Genomic DNA, 16,053 nt, shown 5'->3' on the forward strand with positions numbered 1-16,053 from the left:
CGAGAAGGCTAAAAGTACAGCTTCGATATACCAGCACCGGGAGACCGTCTCCCAAAGAAAACTGGCCTTCTTGCGGCGAAAATCCAAGGGAACACGGTTGCCGCTCAACAGGTTTGAACTAAGATGCCCACCGTCGGCGGCAACTTGCCGCCCGCAACACATAAACAATTGGAGAGAAACGCATGCGTGTTTTCAAGCTAACCCTGGTTGCTCTGGCCGCCACCTTTGCCTGGACCGCCGCGGCGGAAGCCATCGAGGTCAAGAAGCGGAGAGAAGCGCCCGGTAAGCCCGCCGAGGTCTGGGCCGTGGTTGGCGATTTCTGCGCCATCAAGGACTGGCATCCGGCCGTGACCGAATGCGAGCAGATCGAGGAAGGCGGCGATACTTTCCGCATCCTTACTCTCGGTGACGGCGGCAAGATCAAGGAGAAGCTGACCGACAGCGACGACACGAGCTACAGTTACGAGATTATCGAGGGCCCTCTCCCGGTGAAGAATTACAAGGCGACGCTCGAAGTGGGCGAGGACGACGAGCCCGACCGCGTCGAGATCGAGTGGGAGGCTGAGTTTGACGCCGACGGCGTGGAAGACGCCGAGGCCACGAAGATCATCTCAGGCATCTTCAATGACGGCGTAACCGGCATCAAGAAGAAGGCCATCGCCGCCTATGACAAGCGCGAACCGGCCGCCGGCAACCCTGTCTCCAAGGGCCGCGACCGGTCCGAGGATGAGGACCTGAACTAGCTGCGAGGCCACAGTGCCGGAATTGAAAAAGGCGCGTCGCTGGGCAGCGGCGCGCCTTTCAATTTACTCATTGAAGCCAAAGCTTGCGGCGAGCCGCTACGCGGCGGCCTGCTCGCCCTCGTCCTCGCGCTCTTGGGTCGGGCCGGAGTCGAGACCCTTGGCGTCCTCGTCACGGTCCACTAGCTCGATGACCGCCATCGGCGCGGAATCGCCGTAACGGAAACCCGCCTTCAACACCCGCGTATAGCCGCCCGAACGCTCGGCATAGCGCGGACCCAGCGTCTCGAACAGCTTCGCCACCATGACGTCGTCGCGAATGCGGGCATAGGCCTGACGGCGCGCATGAAGGTCGCCGCGCTTGGCGAGCGTGATCAGACGGTCGGCGACCCGGCGCAACTCCTTCGCCTTGGGAAGCGTCGTCGCGATCTGCTCATGTTTGATGAGCGCGTTTGCCAGGCTCGACAGAAGCGCGCTGCGATGCGTAGGCGTCCGGTTGAGCTTCCGGCCTGCTTTGCGGTGACGCATTATCCTCCCCTTCTCGGAGCTCGTAAGGCCGCTAACCGCGCGGCCTGAATTCTAGTAGTGGTCCTCGAAGCGCTTGGCCAGCTCTTCGATGTTTTCCGGCGGCCAATCCGGCACTTCCATGCCGAGATGCAGGCCCATGGAGGCAAGCACCTCCTTGATCTCGTTGAGCGACTTGCGGCCGAAATTCGGCGTGCGCAGCATCTCAGCTTCCGTCTTCTGGATCAGGTCGCCGATATAGACGATGTTGTCGTTCTTCAGACAGTTGGCCGAACGGACCGAGAGCTCGAGCTCGTCGACTTTCTTGAGCAGCGCGGCGTTGAACACGAGCTCGGGCTGCCGCTCGTAGGTCTGCTCCTTCTTCGGCTCCTCGAAGTTCACGAACACCGACAGCTGGTCCTGGACGATGCGCGCGGCGAGCGCGATCGTATCCTCGGGACGCACGGAGCCGTCGGTCTCGATCTCCATCGACAACTTGTCGAAGTCGAGGATCTGCCCCTCGCGGGTGTTCTCCACCTTGTAGGAGACCTTGCGCACCGGGCTGAACAGGGAGTCGACCGGGATGAAGCCGATCGGCGCATCGTCGGGACGATTGCGCTCGGCCGGCACATAGCCCTTACCCGAGGACGAAGTGAACTCCATGTGGATTGCGGCGCCCTCGTCGAGCGTGCAGATCACATGCTCGGGATTGAGGATCTCCACCTCGGAGCCGCCCTGGATGTCGCCGGCTGTGGCCACGCCCGGGCCCTCCTTCTGGAGCACCATGCGTTTGATGCCCTCGGAGTGCTGACTGATGGCGATTTCCTTGATGTTGAGGACGATGTTGGTCACGTCCTCGCGCACGCCTGGAATGGAGGAGAACTCGTGCAGCACGCCGTCGATATGCACCGAGGTGATGGCCGCGCCCTGGAGCGAGGACAGCAGCACACGGCGCAAGGCATTGCCGAGCGTCAGGCCGAACCCGCGTTCCAGCGGCTCGGCCACGACTGTGGCGAACCGCGCCGGATCACGGCCGGGCGCGACGTTGAGCTTGGTGGGCTTGATGAGATCTTGCCAGTTCTTTTGCAGCACCGGGGTCGCCCTTTCTTGATCGTTGAGCGGAGCTGACTGCTCCGGCTTGCGAATGTCTTCGTCCAGCATCTTGGGGTAGCCTGCCTTTCGGGTTAGACGCGACGGCGCTTGCGCGGCCGGCAGCCATTGTGCGGGATCGGCGTCACATCGCGGATCGAGATGATGTTGAAGCCCGAGGCCTGGAGCGCGCGAAGCGCCGACTCGCGGCCCGATCCGGGGCCCCGCACCTCGATCTCCAAATTCTTCATGCCATGCTCGGCAGCCTTCTTGCCGGCGTCCTCGGCGGCGACCTGCGCCGCGTAGGGCGTCGATTTACGCGACCCCTTGAAACCCATAGCACCGGCCGACGACCAGGAAATCGCGTTTCCTTGCGCGTCGGTAATGGTGATCATCGTGTTGTTGAAGCTCGCCTGCACGTGGGCGACGCCCGAAGTGATGTTCTTCTTTTCGCGGCGACGGACCCGCGTCTTTTCCTTGGCCATGCTTTATTCCCGCAATTCACGAATTGGCGCCGGCCAAGGCCCCGAAGACGGAGCTTGGCCGCGCGTTGAGCGTCTCTACTTCTTCTTACCGGCGATGGGTTTGGCCGGGCCCTTACGCGTGCGCGCATTGGTGTGCGTGCGCTGACCGTGGACCGGAAGGCCACGGCGGTGCCTTAAACCGCGATAGCAACCAAGGTCCATTAGGCGCTTGATATTCATGGACACTTCGCGCCTGAGATCGCCCTCGACCACATAGTCGCGATCGATGACCTCACGAATCTGAATGACCTCAGATTCGGTCAACTGGTTCACCCGCCGCTCGAACGGGATGGAAATTTTGCCGCAGATCTCCTTGGCATAGGTATCGCCAATGCCGTGGATATAAGTCAGCGCAACCTCGACCCGCTTATTGGTCGGAATATTCACGCCTGCAATTCGGGCCACGTCGTCGCCTCCTCGCGCGCACGCGCTAACGTGCTGAAATTAAAGCCAAATTACCCTATGGGAACACAACGAAACCGACCGCGGACAGGCACTACCCCCGGGACGGTCAGTCCATCAAGCAATGTGACGCCGTTATTTAGCGATTCCGCTTGACAAGGTCAACTGGCGGAAGAACCAGGAGCCTTGAATCGCGTTTACGCTCCATCCAGCGCCTGGTCGATCTCCTTCTGCACCGTCTCAATATCGGCCATGCCGTCGACGGCACTGACCTTGTCTTGCGCCTTGTAATAGCCGATCAGGGGCTCGGTTTGAGCGTGATAAGCCTTGAGACGCTCCCGCACAACCTCCTCCGTGTCGTCGGCGCGCCGGCTAAACTTGGTGCCACCGCATACGTCGCACACGCCCTCCACCTTCGGCAACTTGAAGAGCTCGTGATAGCCCTCCCCGCAGGTGGCGCAAGTGAAGCGCCCGGTGATGCGCGCCACGAGCGCATCGTCGTCCACCTCGATGACCACGACCCGGTCCACCTTCTCGCCGCGCGACTGAAGCAGCGTATTGAGCGCCTCGGCCTGTCCGATGGTCCGCGGAAAGCCGTCGAGAATAAATCCCGCGCCTCCTTTGCCCTCGTCCATGCTCTCGGCGATGAGGCCGATCACCAGCGCATCGGGCACGAGTTGCCCTTGCTCCATGAGCTCGCCCGCCTGGCGCCCTAGCTCGGTGCCGGCGGCAACCGCCGCACGCAGCATGTCCCCGGTGGAAAGTTGAACGAGGCTCCGCAGATCTTGCAACCGCTTCGCCTGGGTCCCCTTTCCCGCGCCGGGCGGGCCGAGCAGGACCAGGTTCATCGCCGCCGCGCTCCTCTAAGCTTGGCCCGCTTGATCAGCCCCTCATATTGATGGGCGAGCAGGTGGCTCTGGACCTGGGCCACGGTATCCATGGTGACGCTCACCACGATGAGGAGCGAGGTGCCACCGAAATAGAACGGGACGCCCCATTCGGCGATCAGGATCTCCGGCAGCACGCAGACCGCGGCCAGGTAGAGCGCTCCCACCACGGTGATCCGCGTCAGCACGTAGTCGATATATTCTGCCGTACGCTCGCCGGGCCTGATGCCGGGCAGGAAGCCGCCATACTTCTTCAGGTTCTCGGCCGTGTCCTTCGGATTGAAGACCACCGCCGTATAGAAAAAGGCGAAGAAGACGATCAGCGACAGATAGATCAGAAGGTAAAGCGGCTGCCCCCGGCCGAGCATGGCGGTGACCGAGCTCAGCCACTCCGGACCCTGGCCGGCCGAGAAATTTGCCACGGTGATCGGCAGCAGCAGCAGCGAGGAGGCAAAGATCGGCGGGATGACGCCCGCGGTGTTGAGCTTCAGCGGCAGATGCGAGGCATCGCCCTGGAACATGCGGTTGCCGACTTGTCGTTTTGGATATTGCACCAGCAGCCGCCGCTGGGCCCGCTCCATGAAGACGATGAACGCAATTACGCCCATGGCCATGACGAAAAGGGCGATGATCAGCCCGATCGACAGCGCGCCCTGACGACCAAGCTCCAGCGTGCCGACTAGAGCCGAGGGCAACTCGGCGATGATGCCGGCGAAAATGATCATCGAGATGCCGTTGCCGACGCCCCGGGCCGTGATCTGCTCGCCGAGCCACATCAAGAAGACGGTGCCGCCGACCAGCGTGATCACGGTGGTGATGCGGAAGAACATGCCCGGGTCGGTGACGATATTGCCGGCGCCCTCCAGTCCCACGGCGATGCCGTAACCCTGAAGCGTCGCCAGCAGCACCGTGCCGTAGCGCGTGTACTGGTTGATCTGCCGCCGCCCTTGCTCGCCTTCCTTCTTGAGCTGCTCGAGATGCGGCGAGACGGTGGTCAGCAGCTGAATAATGATCGACGCCGAAATATACGGCATGATGTTGAGCGCGAAGATCGCCATGCGTCCGACCGCGCCGCCCGAGAACATGTTGAACATGCCCAGAATGCCGGACTGCTGCTGGCGGAAGACGTCGGCGAGCGCTTCCGGGTTGATGCCCGGGATCGGGATATAGGTGCCAAGCCGGTAGACCACGAGCGCGACGAGCGTGAACCAGATGCGCTTCTTGAGCTCGTCGGCCTTGGCGAAGGCCGCGAAATTCAAATTCGAGACGAGCTGTTCTGCGGCGGAAACCATCGGCGCTCTACCCTTCTCCGAGACGATCGGACGGCCTTCAATCAGGCCGCCTTATCTCACTCGGACTTGTCTTTCTTAGCGGGAGCCTTCTTCGCCGCCGCCTTCTTGGCCGGCGCCCCCCCGGCCTTCTTGGCAGGCGACTTTGCAGCCGCCTTGCGTTCTTTCTTGGGCTTCCCCTCGCCGTCCGGTTTTGCGGTCCGGCGCGGCATCGGCGTCACCGTGACGGTGCCACCGGCAGCCTCGACCGCCTTGACCGCGCCGCTCGAGGCGCCCGTCACCTCGAAGGACACCTTGGTCTTGAGCTCGCCCTGCCCGAGCAACCGCACGCCGTCGCGCACGCGGCGGATCAGACCCGCTTCGAGCAGCGCCTGCACCGTGACCGGGTTCTTGGCGTCGAGTTTCTTGGCGTCGATCGCGGTCTGCACGCGGCCGAGATTCACCTCGTTGAAGTCCTTGGCGAAAATGTTGGCGAAGCCGCGCTTCGGCAGGCGCCGGTGCAGCGGCATCTGGCCGCCCTCGAAGCCTTTCACAGCCACGCCGGAGCGGGATTTCTGACCCTTTTGGCCACGGCCAGAAGTCTTACCGTGGCCCGAGCCGATTCCACGCCCCAAACGCTTCTTCGAAGTGGTCGCGCCCGGCAGGTCGCTGATCTCATTCAGTCGCATGATACTTGTTCCTTAGGCTCCGGCCTCGTCCTCGACGATACGCACCAGATGGCTCACCTTGGCCACCATGCCGCGCACCTGAGGGCTGTCGACCAGCGTCCGCCGCTTGTGCATCTTGTTCAGGCCGAGCCCGATCAGGGTCGCACGCTGCGTGGCGGGACGGCGGATCGGGCTCCCGATCTGCTCCACCACGATTGTCTTCTTCTTGTCGGCCATCTCTCTTCAACCTTGTCTTTTGGCTCTAGGCCTGCGCCTCGGCGCCTTCGCCCGCCTGATCTCGGCGGCGTGAAACGATATCGCTAACCTTCTTCCCGCGCCGCGCGGCCACGCCACGCGGGCTATCCTCATGGCGCAGCGCGTCGAACGTGGCGCGCACCATGTTGTAGGGATTGGAGCTGCCGAGCGACTTGGCCACCACGTCCTGGATACCGAGCGTCTCGAACACCGCGCGCATGGGACCGCCGGCGATGATGCCGGTGCCCGGAGGCGCCGCGCGCAAGACCACCTTGCCGGCGCCATGCTGCCCGCGCACATCGTGATGCAGCGTGCGGCCCTCGCGGAGCGGCACCTTCACCAGATTGCGCTTGGCGGACTCGGTCGCCTTGCGGATGGCCTCGGGCACCTCGCGCGCCTTGCCGTGGCCAAAGCCGACCCGGCCTTTCTGATCGCCGACCACGACCAGGGCAGCGAAACCGAAGCGTCGGCCGCCCTTGACCACCTTGGCCACACGATTGATGTGAACAAGCTTGTCGACGAATTCGCTGTCGCGATCGTCACGGTCTCTGCCTTGCGGACCGCGCGATTGGGGACCTCGTGCCACGTGTCAGACCCTTTCCTTCAAACCTAAAAGTTCAGACCGGCCTCGCGGGCCGCGTCTGCGAGCGCCTTGACGCGCCCATGATAAAGATAGCCGCCGCGATCGAAGACGACGTCCTTGACGCCGGCCTTGGCCGCACGTTCGGCGAGGAGCTTGCCCACGGCTTCCGCCGCCGCCGTATCGCTCCCCTTAGGCAGTGCGCCCTTGAGATCCTTGTCGAGGCTCGAGGCCGCCGCCACGGTCTTGCCGGAGCGGTCGTCGATCACCTGCGCATAGATGTGCTTGGAGGAGCGAAACACCGACAGACGCGCACGTCCGTTGGCCGTCCGCTTCAGCGAATGGCGAACCCGGCGCGTGCGCCGGACAAAGCTATCGTTCAACGCGCTCATTTCTGATCCCGCTACTTCTTCTTGCCTTCTTTGCGGAGGATGTACTCGCCCGCATAGCGCACGCCCTTGCCCTTATAGGGCTCCGGCGGCCTGAACCGTCTGATCTCCGCAGCCACCTGGCCGACCTGCTGCTTGTCGATCCCGCTGATCACGATTTCCGTCGGCTTCGGGCACTGCGCCTGAATACCGTCCGGAAGGGGATAGGTGATGTCGTGGCTGTAGCCCAGCTGCAGCTGAATTGCCTGGCCCTGCATCGCCGCGCGATAGCCGACGCCGGTGATCTCCAGCGTCTTGGAGAAACCGTCGGTCACGCCGGTGACGAGGTTGGCCACGAGCGTGCGCGACATGCCCCACATGGCGCGCGCCTCTTTGGTGTCCTCGCGCATGACGATCTCGATGCCGTTCTCGCCCGTCTTGGCAATCACCTCGTCGACGAGCACATGCTTGAGCTCGCCCTTGGGGCCTTTCACCTTGACCTCTTGGCCGTCAATCGCGGCGGTGACGCCGCCGGGAATAGCCACTGGTTGTTTGCCGATGCGCGACATTGAATCAAACCTTCGCTTCAAAAAGCTCCGCTAAAACACGTTACAGAGAATCTCGCCGCCGACATTCTCGTTACGCGCCCGCGAATCCGACATAACGCCCTTCGGCGTCGACAGGATGGCTACGCCAAGGCCGTTGGCGACCGTGGGCAGTTCCTTCACCGAGGAATACACGCGCCGGCCGGGCGTCGACACCCGCTTGATGTCCTTGATGACCGGCTCGCCGTCGAAATATTTCAGCTCGATCTCGAACTCGGACTTGCCGCTGTCGTAATCGACGCGGGCATAGCCGCGGATATAGCCCTCCTCCGCTAGCACGTCGAGCACACGCTCGCGCAGCTTGGAGGCCGGCGTTGTCACCCTATTCTTGTGCCGCATCTGCGCGTTACGGATGCGGGTTAGCATATCGCCTAGAGGATCGTTAATCATCGACCGTCCTTACCAGCTCGACTTGACCATGCCCGGGATCAGTCCGTTGCTCGCGAGATCGCGCAAGGCAATGCGCGACATGCGAAGCTTGCGGTAGTAACCGCGCGGGCGCCCGGTCAGATCGCAACGGTTGTGAATACGCGTCGGCGAAGCGTTGCGCGGAATCTCCGCTAGCTTCAGCCTTGCCGCGAAGCGCTCCTCCGCCGGAACGGACAGGTCGGCGGCGATAGCCTTCAACCGCGCCCGGCGAAACGCAAACTTCTTCGCAAGCCGGCGGCGCTTCTTGTCCCGCTCGATCATGCTCGTCTTAGCCATTCAGTCCTCCTGTGCAGCCGGAAAGGCCCTAGCTGCGGAACGGGAAATTCAAACCCTTAAGAAGCGCACGCGCCTCGTCGTCGCTCTGCGCCGTCGTACACACGATGATGTCCATCCCGAGCACGTCATCCACCTTGTCGTAATCGATCTCGGGGAAGATGATGTGCTCTTTGAGCCCCATCGAGTAATTGCCTTTTCCGTCGAAGCTTTTCGGATTTAGCCCACGGAAATCCCGGACCCGCGGCAGCGCAATGTTCACCAGCCGGTCCAGAAACTCGTACATGCGGTCCTTGCGCAGCGTCACCTTCACGCCGACGGGCATGCCCTCGCGCAGCTTGAAGCCGGCGATCGACTTGCGCGCCTTGGTGATGACCGGGCGCTGGCCGGAAATCAGGCCGAGATCGGAGGCGGCGGACTGCACTTTCTTGGAATCGCCGACAGCCTCGCCGACTCCCATGTTGAGCACAACCTTGTCCAGACGCGGCACCTGCATGACATTCTTGTAGCCGAACTCCTTGGTGAGGTCGGTCTTGAGGACGTCCAGGTACTGCTGCTTCATCCGCGGAATATATGTCTGCTCAGCCATCGATGACCTCGCCCGAACGCTTGGCGAAACGCACCTTGCGCCCGTCCTTTAGAAATTTGTAGCCGACGCGCGTGGGCTTCCCGTCTTTGGGGTCCTCCAGCGCGATGTTGGAAATGTCGACAGGGGCTTCCTTGGTGATGATGCCCCCCTCTTGCGACGCGGTCTGACGCTGATGGCGGCGCACCAGGGCCACGCCCTGGACGATGGCGCGGTTCTCCGCGGGCATCACCTTCAGCACCTCACCCTTCTTGCCCTTGTCCTTACCGGTGAGCACCACCACGTGGTCACCCTTTCTGACCTTCACCTTGGCCATAATCAAAGCACCTCCGGCGCGAGCGACACGATCTTCATGTGCTTCTTCGCCCTCAATTCACGCGTGACCGGCCCGAAGATACGCGTACCGACCGGCTCGCCTTGCGGGTTCACCAGAACTGCCGCGTTGCGGTCGAAGCGGATGAGCGAGCCGTCCTGACGGCGCACGCCCGCGGCGGTACGCACGATCACGGCCTTCATCACTTGGCCCTTCTTCACGCGGCCGCGCGGAATCGCTTCCTTGACGCTGACCACCACAGTGTCGCCGATCGAAGCGTATTTCCGCTTCGAGCCGCCGAGCACCTTGATGCATTGCACGCGCTTTGCACCGGAGTTGTCGGCAACGTCGAGATTGGTCTGCATCTGAATCATGGCATCCGCCCTTGCTCAGACCTGCAATGAGGCCCGAAAAACTCTATTGCCCTAAACCGCCGCCTGCTCGCGCGACAGCACCACCCATTTCTTCAGTTTCGAGATCGGCGCGCACTCTTCGATCCACACCTTCTCACCCACCTTGAACTCGTTCTTGTCGTCATGAGCGTGATAGTTCTTGGTCCGGCGCACCGTCTTCTTAAACAGGGGATGCGTGAAGCGGCGCTCGACCTTGACCACCACGGTCTTGTCGGTCTTGTCGCTGACCACCACCCCTAGCAAAACGCGTTTTGGCATCGTTTCTACCTTTATGCCTTTGCCGCAGCGCTCTTCTGGCGCGCGACTGTCCTGATGCGCGCGATATCGCGCCTGATCTGCCGCACCCGCGCCGTGTTCTCAAGCTGGCCCGAGGCCGCCTGGAAGCGCAGGTTGAACTGCTCTTTCTTCAGCTTGACCAGCTGGTCGTTGAGCTGGTCGACCGTCATATCGTGCACTTCGCCCGCTTTCATCGCTTAGCCCTCGATACGCGCCACGACGCGCGTCTTGATCGGCAGCTTGGCGGCGGCAAGACGCAGAGACTCGCGCGCCGTCGCCTCGTTGACGCCGTCGATCTCGAACATGATGCGGCCCGGCTTCACCCTGGCCGCCCAGAACTCCGGCGTGCCCTTACCCTTACCCATGCGCACCTCGGTCGGCTTCTTCGACACCGGCACGTCCGGGAAGATGCGAATCCACACACGGCCCGCCCGCTTCATCTGGCGCGTCATGGCGCGCCGTGCCGCCTCGATCTGCCGCGCGGTCACGCGGGCAGGCTCCTGCGCCTTCAGGCCGAACGTGCCGAAGGTGAGCGCGGTCGCGCCCTTGGCGGCGCCCTTGATGCGCCCCTTGTGCATCTTGCGGAACTTTGTGCGTTTCGGTTGCAGCATAACTCTAAGCCTTAGCCCTGCGCCTGGGCGGGTTCACGGCGTCCGGTCGAGCGGCCGCCTTCTTGTGCCTCAAGGGCCTTGTTCTCCTGGGCCATGGGATCGTGCTCCATGATCTCGCCCTTGAAGATCCAAACCTTGATGCCGATGATGCCGTAGGCCGTGCGCCCAAGCGCCGTGCCGTAATCGATATTGGCGCGCAGCGTATGCAGCGGCACGCGGCCCTCGCGATACCACTCCAAGCGCGCGATTTCCGCGCCGCCGAGACGGCCAGAGCAGTTGATGCGGATGCCGAGCGCGCCCATGCGGATAGCGGACTGCACGGCCCGCTTCATGGCCCGGCGGAACGCCACGCGGCGCTCGAGCTGCTGGGCGATGCCTTCCGCCACCAGCGTGGCGTCGACCTCGGGCTTGCGTACCTCGACGATATTCAGATGCACCTCGGAGTCGGTCAGGCTGGCGAGCTCGCGGCGAAGCTTCTCGATATCGGCGCCCTTCTTGCCGATGAGAATGCCCGGACGCGCGGTGTAGACCGTCACCCGGCACTTCTTGTGCGGACGCTCGATCACGACCTTGGAGATGCCGGCCTGCTTGCGCGACTTGAGGATGTGCTCGCGCATCTTGAGATCCTCGTGGAGGAGCCGCGCGTACTCGCCACGTGAGGCGAACCAGCGCGAATCCCAAGTGCGGTTGACGCCGAGCCTAAGCCCGATCGGGTTGACTTTCTGTCCCATCAAGCAGGCTCCTCGACCTGGCGAACGACCACGGTCATCTGCGAAAACGGTTTCAAGATACGCGTGGCCCGGCCGCGCGCCCGCGGCTGAAGGCGCTTCATCACGAGATTCTTGCCAACATAGGCCTCGGCCACGACCAGGGCGTCCACGTCCAGATCGTGATTGTTCTCGGCGTTGGCAATAGCCGACTCCAATGTCTTCTTCACGTCCTTGGCGATGCGTTTGCGCGAGAAGGTGAGATCGGCAAGCGCGCGATCGACCTTCTTGCCCCGGATCAGTTGAGCGACCAGGTTGAGCTTCTGCGGGCTCACGCGAATAAGCCGGGTCACGGCCTTCGCCTCGTGGTCCTTGAGCGTGCGCTCGCGTTGCGGCTTGCCCATGACTACTTGCCCCTCTTCACTTTGCGGTCCGCGGCATGGCCATGGAACGTCCGCGTCGGCGAGAACTCACCGAACTTGTGGCCGACCATATCCTCGGTCACGAGCACCGGAATGTGCTTCTGGCCGTTGTGGACCCCAAAAGTGAGACCCACGAACTGCGGCAGAATGGTCGAGCGGCGCGACCACATCTTAATGATGGCGTTGGAGCCGCTTCCGCGCGCCTTCTCCGCCTTCTTCAAGAGGAAGCCGTCGACGAACGGACCTTTCCAGATCGAACGTGCCACGTCGTTATCCCTTCTTCTTCTTCTGATGGCGGCTGCGCAGAATGAACTTGCTGCTCGCCTTGTTGGAGCGCGTCCGCTTGCCCTTGGTGGACTTGCCCCAAGGCGTGACCGGATGTCGGCCGCCAGACGTACGTCCCTCACCGCCACCATGCGGATGATCGACCGGGTTCATCGCCACGCCGCGAACCGTGGGTTTGCGGCCCAACCAACGGCTGCGCCCGGCCTTGGACAGCGACACGTTGGAATTGTCGGGGTTGGACACCGCGCCGACCGTCGCCATGCAGGCAGAAGGCACCATGCGGGTCTCTCCGGAATTCAGCCGCACAATCGCGTAACCGGCATCGCGGCCGACAAGCTGCACATAAGCGCCAGCGGCGCGTGCGATCTGGCCGCCCTTGCCCGGCTTCATCTCCACGTTGTGGACGATGGTGCCGATCGGCATGTTGGCCAGAGGCATGGCGTTGCCCGGCTTCACGTCCGCCTTCTCGTCGGCGACCACCGTATCGCCCGCGGCCAAACGCTGCGGCGCCAGGATGTAGGCCAGTTCGCCGTCCGCATATTTGATGAGCGCGATGAACGCCGTGCGGTTCGGATCGTATTCCAGCCGCTCCACGGTTCCCGGCACGCCAAACTTGGTACGCTTGAAATCCACCAAGCGATAGGTGCGCTTGTGGCCGCCGCCGCGATGCCACACGGACACGCGGCCGGTATTGTTGCGGCCACCGGACTTGCTCAAGCCCTCGGTCAGCGACTTGACCGGCTTGCCCTTCCACAGATGGCTGCGGTCGACGAGCACCAGCTGACGCTGGCTCGGCGTGGTCGGTTTGAATGTCTTCAGAGCCATCTCGTCAGATCCCTGTCGTCACGTCGATCTTGTCGCCTTCGGCGAGCTTGACGACGGCCTTCTTCACGTCCTTCTGGCGCCCTTCGATGCCGCGGAAGCGCTTGGTCTTCCCCTTCCGGGTCAGTGTATTGACCGCCACCACCTTGACGCCGAACAGCTTCTCCACCGCCTTCTTGATTTGCGGCTTCGTCGCATCGAGGCGAACCTTGAACACCACCTTGTTCGACTCCGACGCCTCGCTCGATTTCTCGGTAATCACCGGCGCGAGGATCACGTCATATGCTTGGAACGCACTCATTTGAACCGTGCCTCCAGCGCTTCCAGCGCCGCCTTCGTCAGCACGAGCTTGTCGTGCCGCAGGATGTCGTAGACATTGATGCCCTGCACCGGCAGCACATCGATCTGTGGAATGTTGCGCGCGGCCCGCGCAAAGCTGTCCTGCAACTCCGCACCGTCCACGATCAGCGCCGAACCGACGCCGAGCTTGTCGAAGCGCGTCTTGAGTTCCTTGGTCTTGGCCTCTTTCAGCTCGCACGAATCGAGCACAACCAGAGCGTCGGCCTTGGCCTTGGACGAGAGCGCGTGCTTCAGCGCAAGCGCCCGAACCTTCTTCGGCAGCTCGATGGCATGGCTGCGCGGCTTCGGTCCGAACGACTTGCCGCCACCACGGAAGATCGTAGGCTTCGCGCTACCATGACGCGCGCGCCCGGTGCCCTTCTGCCTGAACATCTTAGCCGTGGTCGCGGTGATCTCTGACCGGTCCTTCACGTGGACCGTGCCGGCACGGCGCTTGGCGAGCTGGTAGCGCACCATGCGATGCAGCAAGTCGGCGCGCGGCTCAAGCCCGAACACGTCGTCCGAGAGCTCCACGGTGCCCGCCTTCTTGGCGTCGAGCGTTGTTACGTCCGCCTTCATCACGCGTTATCCCCGCCCTCTGCCGGCTCGGCGTTTGTCTCGGCGGCAGGCGCCGCCTCTTCCTTGGCCTGCTTGGCCGCCTGATCCTCAGCGCCATTACGGAACGCGCCGGGCTTCGGCACATCGTTCGGAAGCGCCCGCTTTACCGCATCGCGCAGCAGAACCCAGCCGCCCTTGGCGCCGGGAACGGCGCCGCGGATCATGATCAGGCCACGCTCGACGTCCGTCTTGACCACCCGCAGATTTTGCGTAGTGACGCTCACGTCGCCCATGTGGCCGGCCATCTTCTTGCCCTTGAAGACCTTGCCAGGGTCCTGGCACTGGCCGGTCGAGCCAAGGCTTCTGTGCTTGACCGACACGCCATGGCTGGCCCGCAAACCACCAAAGCCGTGCCGCTTCATGCCGCCGGCAAAGCCCTTACCGATCGAGGTGCCGGACACGTCCACGAACTGCCCCTCGACGAAGTGGTTGGCGGTGATCTCCGCGCCCACGTCAATCATGTTGTCCGGACTGACGCGGAACTCCGCGACCTTCCGCTTGGGCTCCACATTGGCCACGGCGAAGCTTCCGCGCTCTGAGCGCGTCAAACGCTTCACCTTGCGCCGGCCCGCGCCGAGCTGGACGGCGGTGTAGCCGTTCTTCTCGGCCGTGCGCTGGCCGACGACCTGGCAGTTTTCCAGGCGCAGCACCGTCACGGGGATGTGGTCCCCGCCGTCGGTGAATATCCTGGTCATGCCGACCTTTTGAGCGATGACACCTGATCGCATCGAACTTGTTCCTTGCCTCGTTCCGCGGCCGTTAAAGCTTGATCTCGACATCCACGCCGGCGGCGAGATCGAGCTTCATCAGCGCGTCAACCGTCTGCGGCGTGGGATCGACAATGTCGAGCAGCCGCTTATGAGTGCGCATTTCAAACTGCTCGCGGCTTTTCTTGTCGATATGCGGCGAGCGGTTCACGGTGAACTTCTCGATGCGGGTCGGCAGCGGGATAGGCCCGCGAACTTCCGCACCGGTGCGTTTCGCCGTGTTGACGATTTCCTTCGTCGACGCATCGAGAATGCGATGGTCGAAGGCTTTCAGCCTGATTCTTATATTTTGGCTCTGCATCTCGACGGCCTTAAGTTTGAGAAGCGCGCCGCCCGAACCGGACGACGCGCTGCTTCTCTTCCAATTACTCGATGATCGACGACACCACGCCGGCGCCGACGGTACGACCGCCTTCACGGATGGCGAAGCGAAGCTTCTCCTCCATGGCGATCGGCACGATCAACTCGACGGTCATGGCGATGTTGTCGCCCGGCATCACCATCTCAGTGCCTTCCGGCAACTCCACGACGCCAGTCACGTCGGTAGTGCGGAAGTAGAACTGCGGACGATAGTTGCCGAAGAACGGCGTATGGCGGCCACCCTCTTCCTTGGTAAGGATGTAGGCCTCGGCCTTGAACTTGGTGTGCGGCGTCACGGAGCCCGGCTTGGCGAGCACTTGGCCACGCTCCACGCCCTCGCGATCCACACCACGCAGCAGACAGCCGACATTGTCGCCCGCCTGGCCCTGGTCGAGCAGCTTGCGGAACATCTCGACGCCGGTGACGGTCGTCTTGCTCGTGGGCTTGATACCGACGATCTCTACTTCCTCGCCGACCTTGACCACGCCGCGCTCGATACGGCCGGTGACCACCGTGCCGCGACCGGAGATCGAGAACACGTCTTCGATCGGCATCAGGAACGGCTTATCGATCGGACGATCGGGCTGCGGGATATAGTCGTCCACAGCCTGCATCAGCTCGAGGATCGACTTCTTGCCAATTTCGTCATTGGTTCCCTCGATGGCGGCAAGCGCGGAGCCCTTGACGATCGGGATCTCGTCACCCGGGAACTCATACTTCGACAGAAGCTCGCGAACCTCGAGCTCGACGAGGTCCAGAAGCTCCGGATCGTCGACCTGGTCGACCTTGTTCATGTACACGACGAGCGCCGGCACGCCGACCTGACGGGCAAGCAGGATGTGCTCGCGGGTCTGGGGCATCGGGCCATCGGCCGCGTTCACGACGAGAATCGCGCCGTCCATCTGGGCGGCCCCGGTGATCATGTTCTGTCTCTTATACACA

Annotated in this window: 29 protein-coding genes; 1 reads left to right on the plus strand and 28 read right to left on the minus strand. The window is 62.8% G+C overall.

Annotated features, from left to right (window positions below):
* Nucleotides 1-182: 182 nt before the first annotated feature.
* Nucleotides 183-743, plus strand: coding sequence for an SRPBCC family protein (locus ACSLE4_RS00455; RefSeq protein WP_435902523.1), 561 nt, complete (start codon nucleotides 183-185; stop codon nucleotides 741-743).
* A 96-nt stretch (nucleotides 744-839) separates the two neighbouring features.
* On the opposite strand, the gene rplQ is transcribed toward ACSLE4_RS00455, so the two are convergent.
* The 28 genes from rplQ to tuf form a co-directional block, all read right to left on the minus strand.
* Complete coding sequence (rplQ, locus tag ACSLE4_RS00460) at nucleotides 840-1,268, minus strand: 50S ribosomal protein L17 (protein ID WP_435902524.1); 429 nt, start codon at nucleotides 1,266-1,268, stop codon at nucleotides 840-842.
* A gap of 51 nt (nucleotides 1,269-1,319) precedes the next feature.
* The gene (locus ACSLE4_RS00465; RefSeq protein WP_435902549.1) at nucleotides 1,320-2,336 is read right to left on the minus strand and encodes a DNA-directed RNA polymerase subunit alpha; all 1,017 of its coding nucleotides are present in this window, start codon (nucleotides 2,334-2,336) and stop codon (nucleotides 1,320-1,322) included.
* A 92-nt stretch (nucleotides 2,337-2,428) separates the two neighbouring features.
* Nucleotides 2,429-2,818 (minus strand): 30S ribosomal protein S11, encoded by a 390-nt coding sequence (rpsK, locus tag ACSLE4_RS00470; protein ID WP_435902525.1) that lies wholly within the window; start codon nucleotides 2,816-2,818, stop codon nucleotides 2,429-2,431.
* A gap of 75 nt (nucleotides 2,819-2,893) precedes the next feature.
* Nucleotides 2,894-3,262 carry a 30S ribosomal protein S13 gene (gene rpsM / locus ACSLE4_RS00475; protein ID WP_435902526.1) on the minus strand — a complete coding sequence of 123 codons (369 nt, stop codon included), beginning with the start codon at nucleotides 3,260-3,262 and terminating at the stop codon, nucleotides 2,894-2,896.
* A 194-nt stretch (nucleotides 3,263-3,456) separates the two neighbouring features.
* Complete coding sequence (locus tag ACSLE4_RS00480; protein ID WP_435902527.1) at nucleotides 3,457-4,107, minus strand: adenylate kinase; 651 nt, start codon at nucleotides 4,105-4,107, stop codon at nucleotides 3,457-3,459.
* Nucleotides 4,104-5,438, minus strand: a complete 1,335-nt coding sequence (secY, locus tag ACSLE4_RS00485) for a preprotein translocase subunit SecY (protein ID WP_435902528.1) — start codon at nucleotides 5,436-5,438, stop codon at nucleotides 4,104-4,106. Before secY ends, ACSLE4_RS00480 begins: the two co-directional genes overlap by 4 nt.
* Before the next feature lie 56 nt (nucleotides 5,439-5,494).
* Nucleotides 5,495-6,103 (minus strand): 50S ribosomal protein L15, encoded by a 609-nt coding sequence (gene rplO, locus ACSLE4_RS00490; protein WP_435902529.1) that lies wholly within the window; start codon nucleotides 6,101-6,103, stop codon nucleotides 5,495-5,497.
* Between the two features lie 12 nt (nucleotides 6,104-6,115).
* Nucleotides 6,116-6,319, minus strand: coding sequence for a 50S ribosomal protein L30 (gene rpmD, locus ACSLE4_RS00495; protein ID WP_069624393.1), 204 nt, complete (start codon nucleotides 6,317-6,319; stop codon nucleotides 6,116-6,118).
* A 25-nt stretch (nucleotides 6,320-6,344) separates the two neighbouring features.
* Nucleotides 6,345-6,923, minus strand: coding sequence for a 30S ribosomal protein S5 (gene rpsE / locus ACSLE4_RS00500; RefSeq protein ID WP_435902530.1), 579 nt, complete (start codon nucleotides 6,921-6,923; stop codon nucleotides 6,345-6,347).
* Between the two features lie 23 nt (nucleotides 6,924-6,946).
* Nucleotides 6,947-7,309, minus strand: coding sequence for a 50S ribosomal protein L18 (rplR, locus tag ACSLE4_RS00505; protein WP_435902531.1), 363 nt, complete (start codon nucleotides 7,307-7,309; stop codon nucleotides 6,947-6,949).
* 11 nt (nucleotides 7,310-7,320) lie between these two features.
* Nucleotides 7,321-7,854 carry a 50S ribosomal protein L6 gene (rplF, locus tag ACSLE4_RS00510; protein ID WP_435902532.1) on the minus strand — a complete coding sequence of 178 codons (534 nt, stop codon included), beginning with the start codon at nucleotides 7,852-7,854 and terminating at the stop codon, nucleotides 7,321-7,323.
* Between the two features lie 30 nt (nucleotides 7,855-7,884).
* Nucleotides 7,885-8,280, minus strand: a complete 396-nt coding sequence (rpsH, locus tag ACSLE4_RS00515; RefSeq protein WP_435902533.1) for a 30S ribosomal protein S8 — start codon at nucleotides 8,278-8,280, stop codon at nucleotides 7,885-7,887.
* A 9-nt stretch (nucleotides 8,281-8,289) separates the two neighbouring features.
* The gene (rpsN, locus tag ACSLE4_RS00520; RefSeq protein WP_435902534.1) at nucleotides 8,290-8,595 is read right to left on the minus strand and encodes a 30S ribosomal protein S14; all 306 of its coding nucleotides are present in this window, start codon (nucleotides 8,593-8,595) and stop codon (nucleotides 8,290-8,292) included.
* Nucleotides 8,596-8,623: 28 nt separating this feature from the next.
* A complete protein-coding gene (gene rplE / locus ACSLE4_RS00525; RefSeq protein ID WP_435902535.1) occupies nucleotides 8,624-9,181 on the minus strand; it encodes a 50S ribosomal protein L5 in 558 nt (185 codons plus the stop codon).
* On the minus strand, nucleotides 9,174-9,494 hold the full coding sequence (gene rplX, locus ACSLE4_RS00530) for a 50S ribosomal protein L24 (RefSeq protein WP_435902536.1): 321 nt from the start codon (nucleotides 9,492-9,494) through the stop codon (nucleotides 9,174-9,176). The genes rplE and rplX overlap by 8 nt, the downstream gene beginning before the upstream one ends.
* A gap of 2 nt (nucleotides 9,495-9,496) precedes the next feature.
* Nucleotides 9,497-9,865 carry a 50S ribosomal protein L14 gene (gene rplN / locus ACSLE4_RS00535; RefSeq protein ID WP_435902537.1) on the minus strand — a complete coding sequence of 123 codons (369 nt, stop codon included), beginning with the start codon at nucleotides 9,863-9,865 and terminating at the stop codon, nucleotides 9,497-9,499.
* A gap of 51 nt (nucleotides 9,866-9,916) precedes the next feature.
* Nucleotides 9,917-10,162, minus strand: a complete 246-nt coding sequence (rpsQ, locus tag ACSLE4_RS00540; RefSeq protein WP_435902538.1) for a 30S ribosomal protein S17 — start codon at nucleotides 10,160-10,162, stop codon at nucleotides 9,917-9,919.
* An 11-nt stretch (nucleotides 10,163-10,173) separates the two neighbouring features.
* A complete protein-coding gene (rpmC, locus tag ACSLE4_RS00545) occupies nucleotides 10,174-10,374 on the minus strand; it encodes a 50S ribosomal protein L29 (RefSeq protein WP_435902539.1) in 201 nt (66 codons plus the stop codon).
* Between the two features lie 3 nt (nucleotides 10,375-10,377).
* Nucleotides 10,378-10,791 (minus strand): 50S ribosomal protein L16, encoded by a 414-nt coding sequence (gene rplP / locus ACSLE4_RS00550; protein ID WP_435902540.1) that lies wholly within the window; start codon nucleotides 10,789-10,791, stop codon nucleotides 10,378-10,380.
* 11 nt (nucleotides 10,792-10,802) lie between these two features.
* Nucleotides 10,803-11,522, minus strand: a complete 720-nt coding sequence (gene rpsC, locus ACSLE4_RS00555) for a 30S ribosomal protein S3 (protein ID WP_435902541.1) — start codon at nucleotides 11,520-11,522, stop codon at nucleotides 10,803-10,805.
* The gene (gene rplV, locus ACSLE4_RS00560; protein WP_435902542.1) at nucleotides 11,522-11,902 is read right to left on the minus strand and encodes a 50S ribosomal protein L22; all 381 of its coding nucleotides are present in this window, start codon (nucleotides 11,900-11,902) and stop codon (nucleotides 11,522-11,524) included. Before rplV ends, rpsC begins: the two co-directional genes overlap by 1 nt.
* A gap of 2 nt (nucleotides 11,903-11,904) precedes the next feature.
* The gene (gene rpsS, locus ACSLE4_RS00565) at nucleotides 11,905-12,186 is read right to left on the minus strand and encodes a 30S ribosomal protein S19 (RefSeq protein ID WP_435902543.1); all 282 of its coding nucleotides are present in this window, start codon (nucleotides 12,184-12,186) and stop codon (nucleotides 11,905-11,907) included.
* A 4-nt stretch (nucleotides 12,187-12,190) separates the two neighbouring features.
* Nucleotides 12,191-13,030 carry a 50S ribosomal protein L2 gene (gene rplB / locus ACSLE4_RS00570; protein ID WP_435902544.1) on the minus strand — a complete coding sequence of 280 codons (840 nt, stop codon included), beginning with the start codon at nucleotides 13,028-13,030 and terminating at the stop codon, nucleotides 12,191-12,193.
* Nucleotides 13,031-13,034: 4 nt separating this feature from the next.
* Nucleotides 13,035-13,328: a 50S ribosomal protein L23 gene (locus ACSLE4_RS00575; protein ID WP_435902545.1), complete on the minus strand. Its 294-nt coding sequence runs from the start codon at nucleotides 13,326-13,328 to the stop codon at nucleotides 13,035-13,037.
* On the minus strand, nucleotides 13,325-13,945 hold the full coding sequence (gene rplD / locus ACSLE4_RS00580) for a 50S ribosomal protein L4 (protein WP_435902546.1): 621 nt from the start codon (nucleotides 13,943-13,945) through the stop codon (nucleotides 13,325-13,327). The genes ACSLE4_RS00575 and rplD overlap by 4 nt, the downstream gene beginning before the upstream one ends.
* Nucleotides 13,945-14,712: a 50S ribosomal protein L3 gene (gene rplC, locus ACSLE4_RS00585; protein WP_435902547.1), complete on the minus strand. Its 768-nt coding sequence runs from the start codon at nucleotides 14,710-14,712 to the stop codon at nucleotides 13,945-13,947. The genes rplD and rplC overlap by 1 nt, the downstream gene beginning before the upstream one ends.
* A 31-nt stretch (nucleotides 14,713-14,743) precedes the next feature.
* Nucleotides 14,744-15,052: a 30S ribosomal protein S10 gene (gene rpsJ / locus ACSLE4_RS00590; protein ID WP_069438070.1), complete on the minus strand. Its 309-nt coding sequence runs from the start codon at nucleotides 15,050-15,052 to the stop codon at nucleotides 14,744-14,746.
* 64 nt (nucleotides 15,053-15,116) lie between these two features.
* On the minus strand, nucleotides 15,117-16,053 hold a 937-nt coding region (tuf, locus tag ACSLE4_RS00595; RefSeq protein ID WP_435902548.1), incomplete at its 5' end, for an elongation factor Tu.

This window comes from Methyloceanibacter sp. (genome assembly GCF_051306395.1).
In the GTDB taxonomy this organism is placed as follows: domain Bacteria; phylum Pseudomonadota; class Alphaproteobacteria; order Rhizobiales; family Methyloligellaceae; genus Methyloceanibacter.

What these genes read in the sequence shown, in the direction of transcription:
- ACSLE4_RS00455 (WP_435902523.1), top strand. Translation starts at nt 183, where the DNA reads ATGCGTGTTTTCAAGCTAACCCTGGTTGCTCTGGCCGCCACCTTTGCC.
- rplQ (WP_435902524.1), bottom strand. Translation starts at nt 1,268, where the DNA reads ATGCGTCACCGCAAAGCAGGCCGGAAGCTCAACCGGACGCCTACGCAT.
- rpsK (WP_435902525.1), bottom strand. Translation starts at nt 2,818, where the DNA reads ATGGCCAAGGAAAAGACGCGGGTCCGTCGCCGCGAAAAGAAGAACATC.
- ACSLE4_RS00480 (WP_435902527.1), bottom strand. Translation starts at nt 4,107, where the DNA reads ATGAACCTGGTCCTGCTCGGCCCGCCCGGCGCGGGAAAGGGGACCCAG.
- secY (WP_435902528.1), bottom strand. Translation starts at nt 5,438, where the DNA reads ATGGTTTCCGCCGCAGAACAGCTCGTCTCGAATTTGAATTTCGCGGCC.
- rplO (WP_435902529.1), bottom strand. Translation starts at nt 6,103, where the DNA reads ATGCGACTGAATGAGATCAGCGACCTGCCGGGCGCGACCACTTCGAAG.
- rpmD (WP_069624393.1), bottom strand. Translation starts at nt 6,319, where the DNA reads ATGGCCGACAAGAAGAAGACAATCGTGGTGGAGCAGATCGGGAGCCCG.
- rplR (WP_435902531.1), bottom strand. Translation starts at nt 7,309, where the DNA reads ATGAGCGCGTTGAACGATAGCTTTGTCCGGCGCACGCGCCGGGTTCGC.
- rplF (WP_435902532.1), bottom strand. Translation starts at nt 7,854, where the DNA reads ATGTCGCGCATCGGCAAACAACCAGTGGCTATTCCCGGCGGCGTCACC.
- rpsH (WP_435902533.1), bottom strand. Translation starts at nt 8,280, where the DNA reads ATGATTAACGATCCTCTAGGCGATATGCTAACCCGCATCCGTAACGCG.
- rpsN (WP_435902534.1), bottom strand. Translation starts at nt 8,595, where the DNA reads ATGGCTAAGACGAGCATGATCGAGCGGGACAAGAAGCGCCGCCGGCTT.
- rplE (WP_435902535.1), bottom strand. Translation starts at nt 9,181, where the DNA reads ATGGCTGAGCAGACATATATTCCGCGGATGAAGCAGCAGTACCTGGAC.
- rplX (WP_435902536.1), bottom strand. Translation starts at nt 9,494, where the DNA reads ATGGCCAAGGTGAAGGTCAGAAAGGGTGACCACGTGGTGGTGCTCACC.
- rplN (WP_435902537.1), bottom strand. Translation starts at nt 9,865, where the DNA reads ATGATTCAGATGCAGACCAATCTCGACGTTGCCGACAACTCCGGTGCA.
- rpsQ (WP_435902538.1), bottom strand. Translation starts at nt 10,162, where the DNA reads ATGCCAAAACGCGTTTTGCTAGGGGTGGTGGTCAGCGACAAGACCGAC.
- rpmC (WP_435902539.1), bottom strand. Translation starts at nt 10,374, where the DNA reads ATGAAAGCGGGCGAAGTGCACGATATGACGGTCGACCAGCTCAACGAC.
- rplP (WP_435902540.1), bottom strand. Translation starts at nt 10,791, where the DNA reads ATGCTGCAACCGAAACGCACAAAGTTCCGCAAGATGCACAAGGGGCGC.
- rpsC (WP_435902541.1), bottom strand. Translation starts at nt 11,522, where the DNA reads ATGGGACAGAAAGTCAACCCGATCGGGCTTAGGCTCGGCGTCAACCGC.
- rplV (WP_435902542.1), bottom strand. Translation starts at nt 11,902, where the DNA reads ATGGGCAAGCCGCAACGCGAGCGCACGCTCAAGGACCACGAGGCGAAG.
- rplB (WP_435902544.1), bottom strand. Translation starts at nt 13,030, where the DNA reads ATGGCTCTGAAGACATTCAAACCGACCACGCCGAGCCAGCGTCAGCTG.
- ACSLE4_RS00575 (WP_435902545.1), bottom strand. Translation starts at nt 13,328, where the DNA reads ATGAGTGCGTTCCAAGCATATGACGTGATCCTCGCGCCGGTGATTACC.
- rplD (WP_435902546.1), bottom strand. Translation starts at nt 13,945, where the DNA reads ATGAAGGCGGACGTAACAACGCTCGACGCCAAGAAGGCGGGCACCGTG.
- rplC (WP_435902547.1), bottom strand. Translation starts at nt 14,712, where the DNA reads ATGCGATCAGGTGTCATCGCTCAAAAGGTCGGCATGACCAGGATATTC.
- rpsJ (WP_069438070.1), bottom strand. Translation starts at nt 15,052, where the DNA reads ATGCAGAGCCAAAATATAAGAATCAGGCTGAAAGCCTTCGACCATCGC.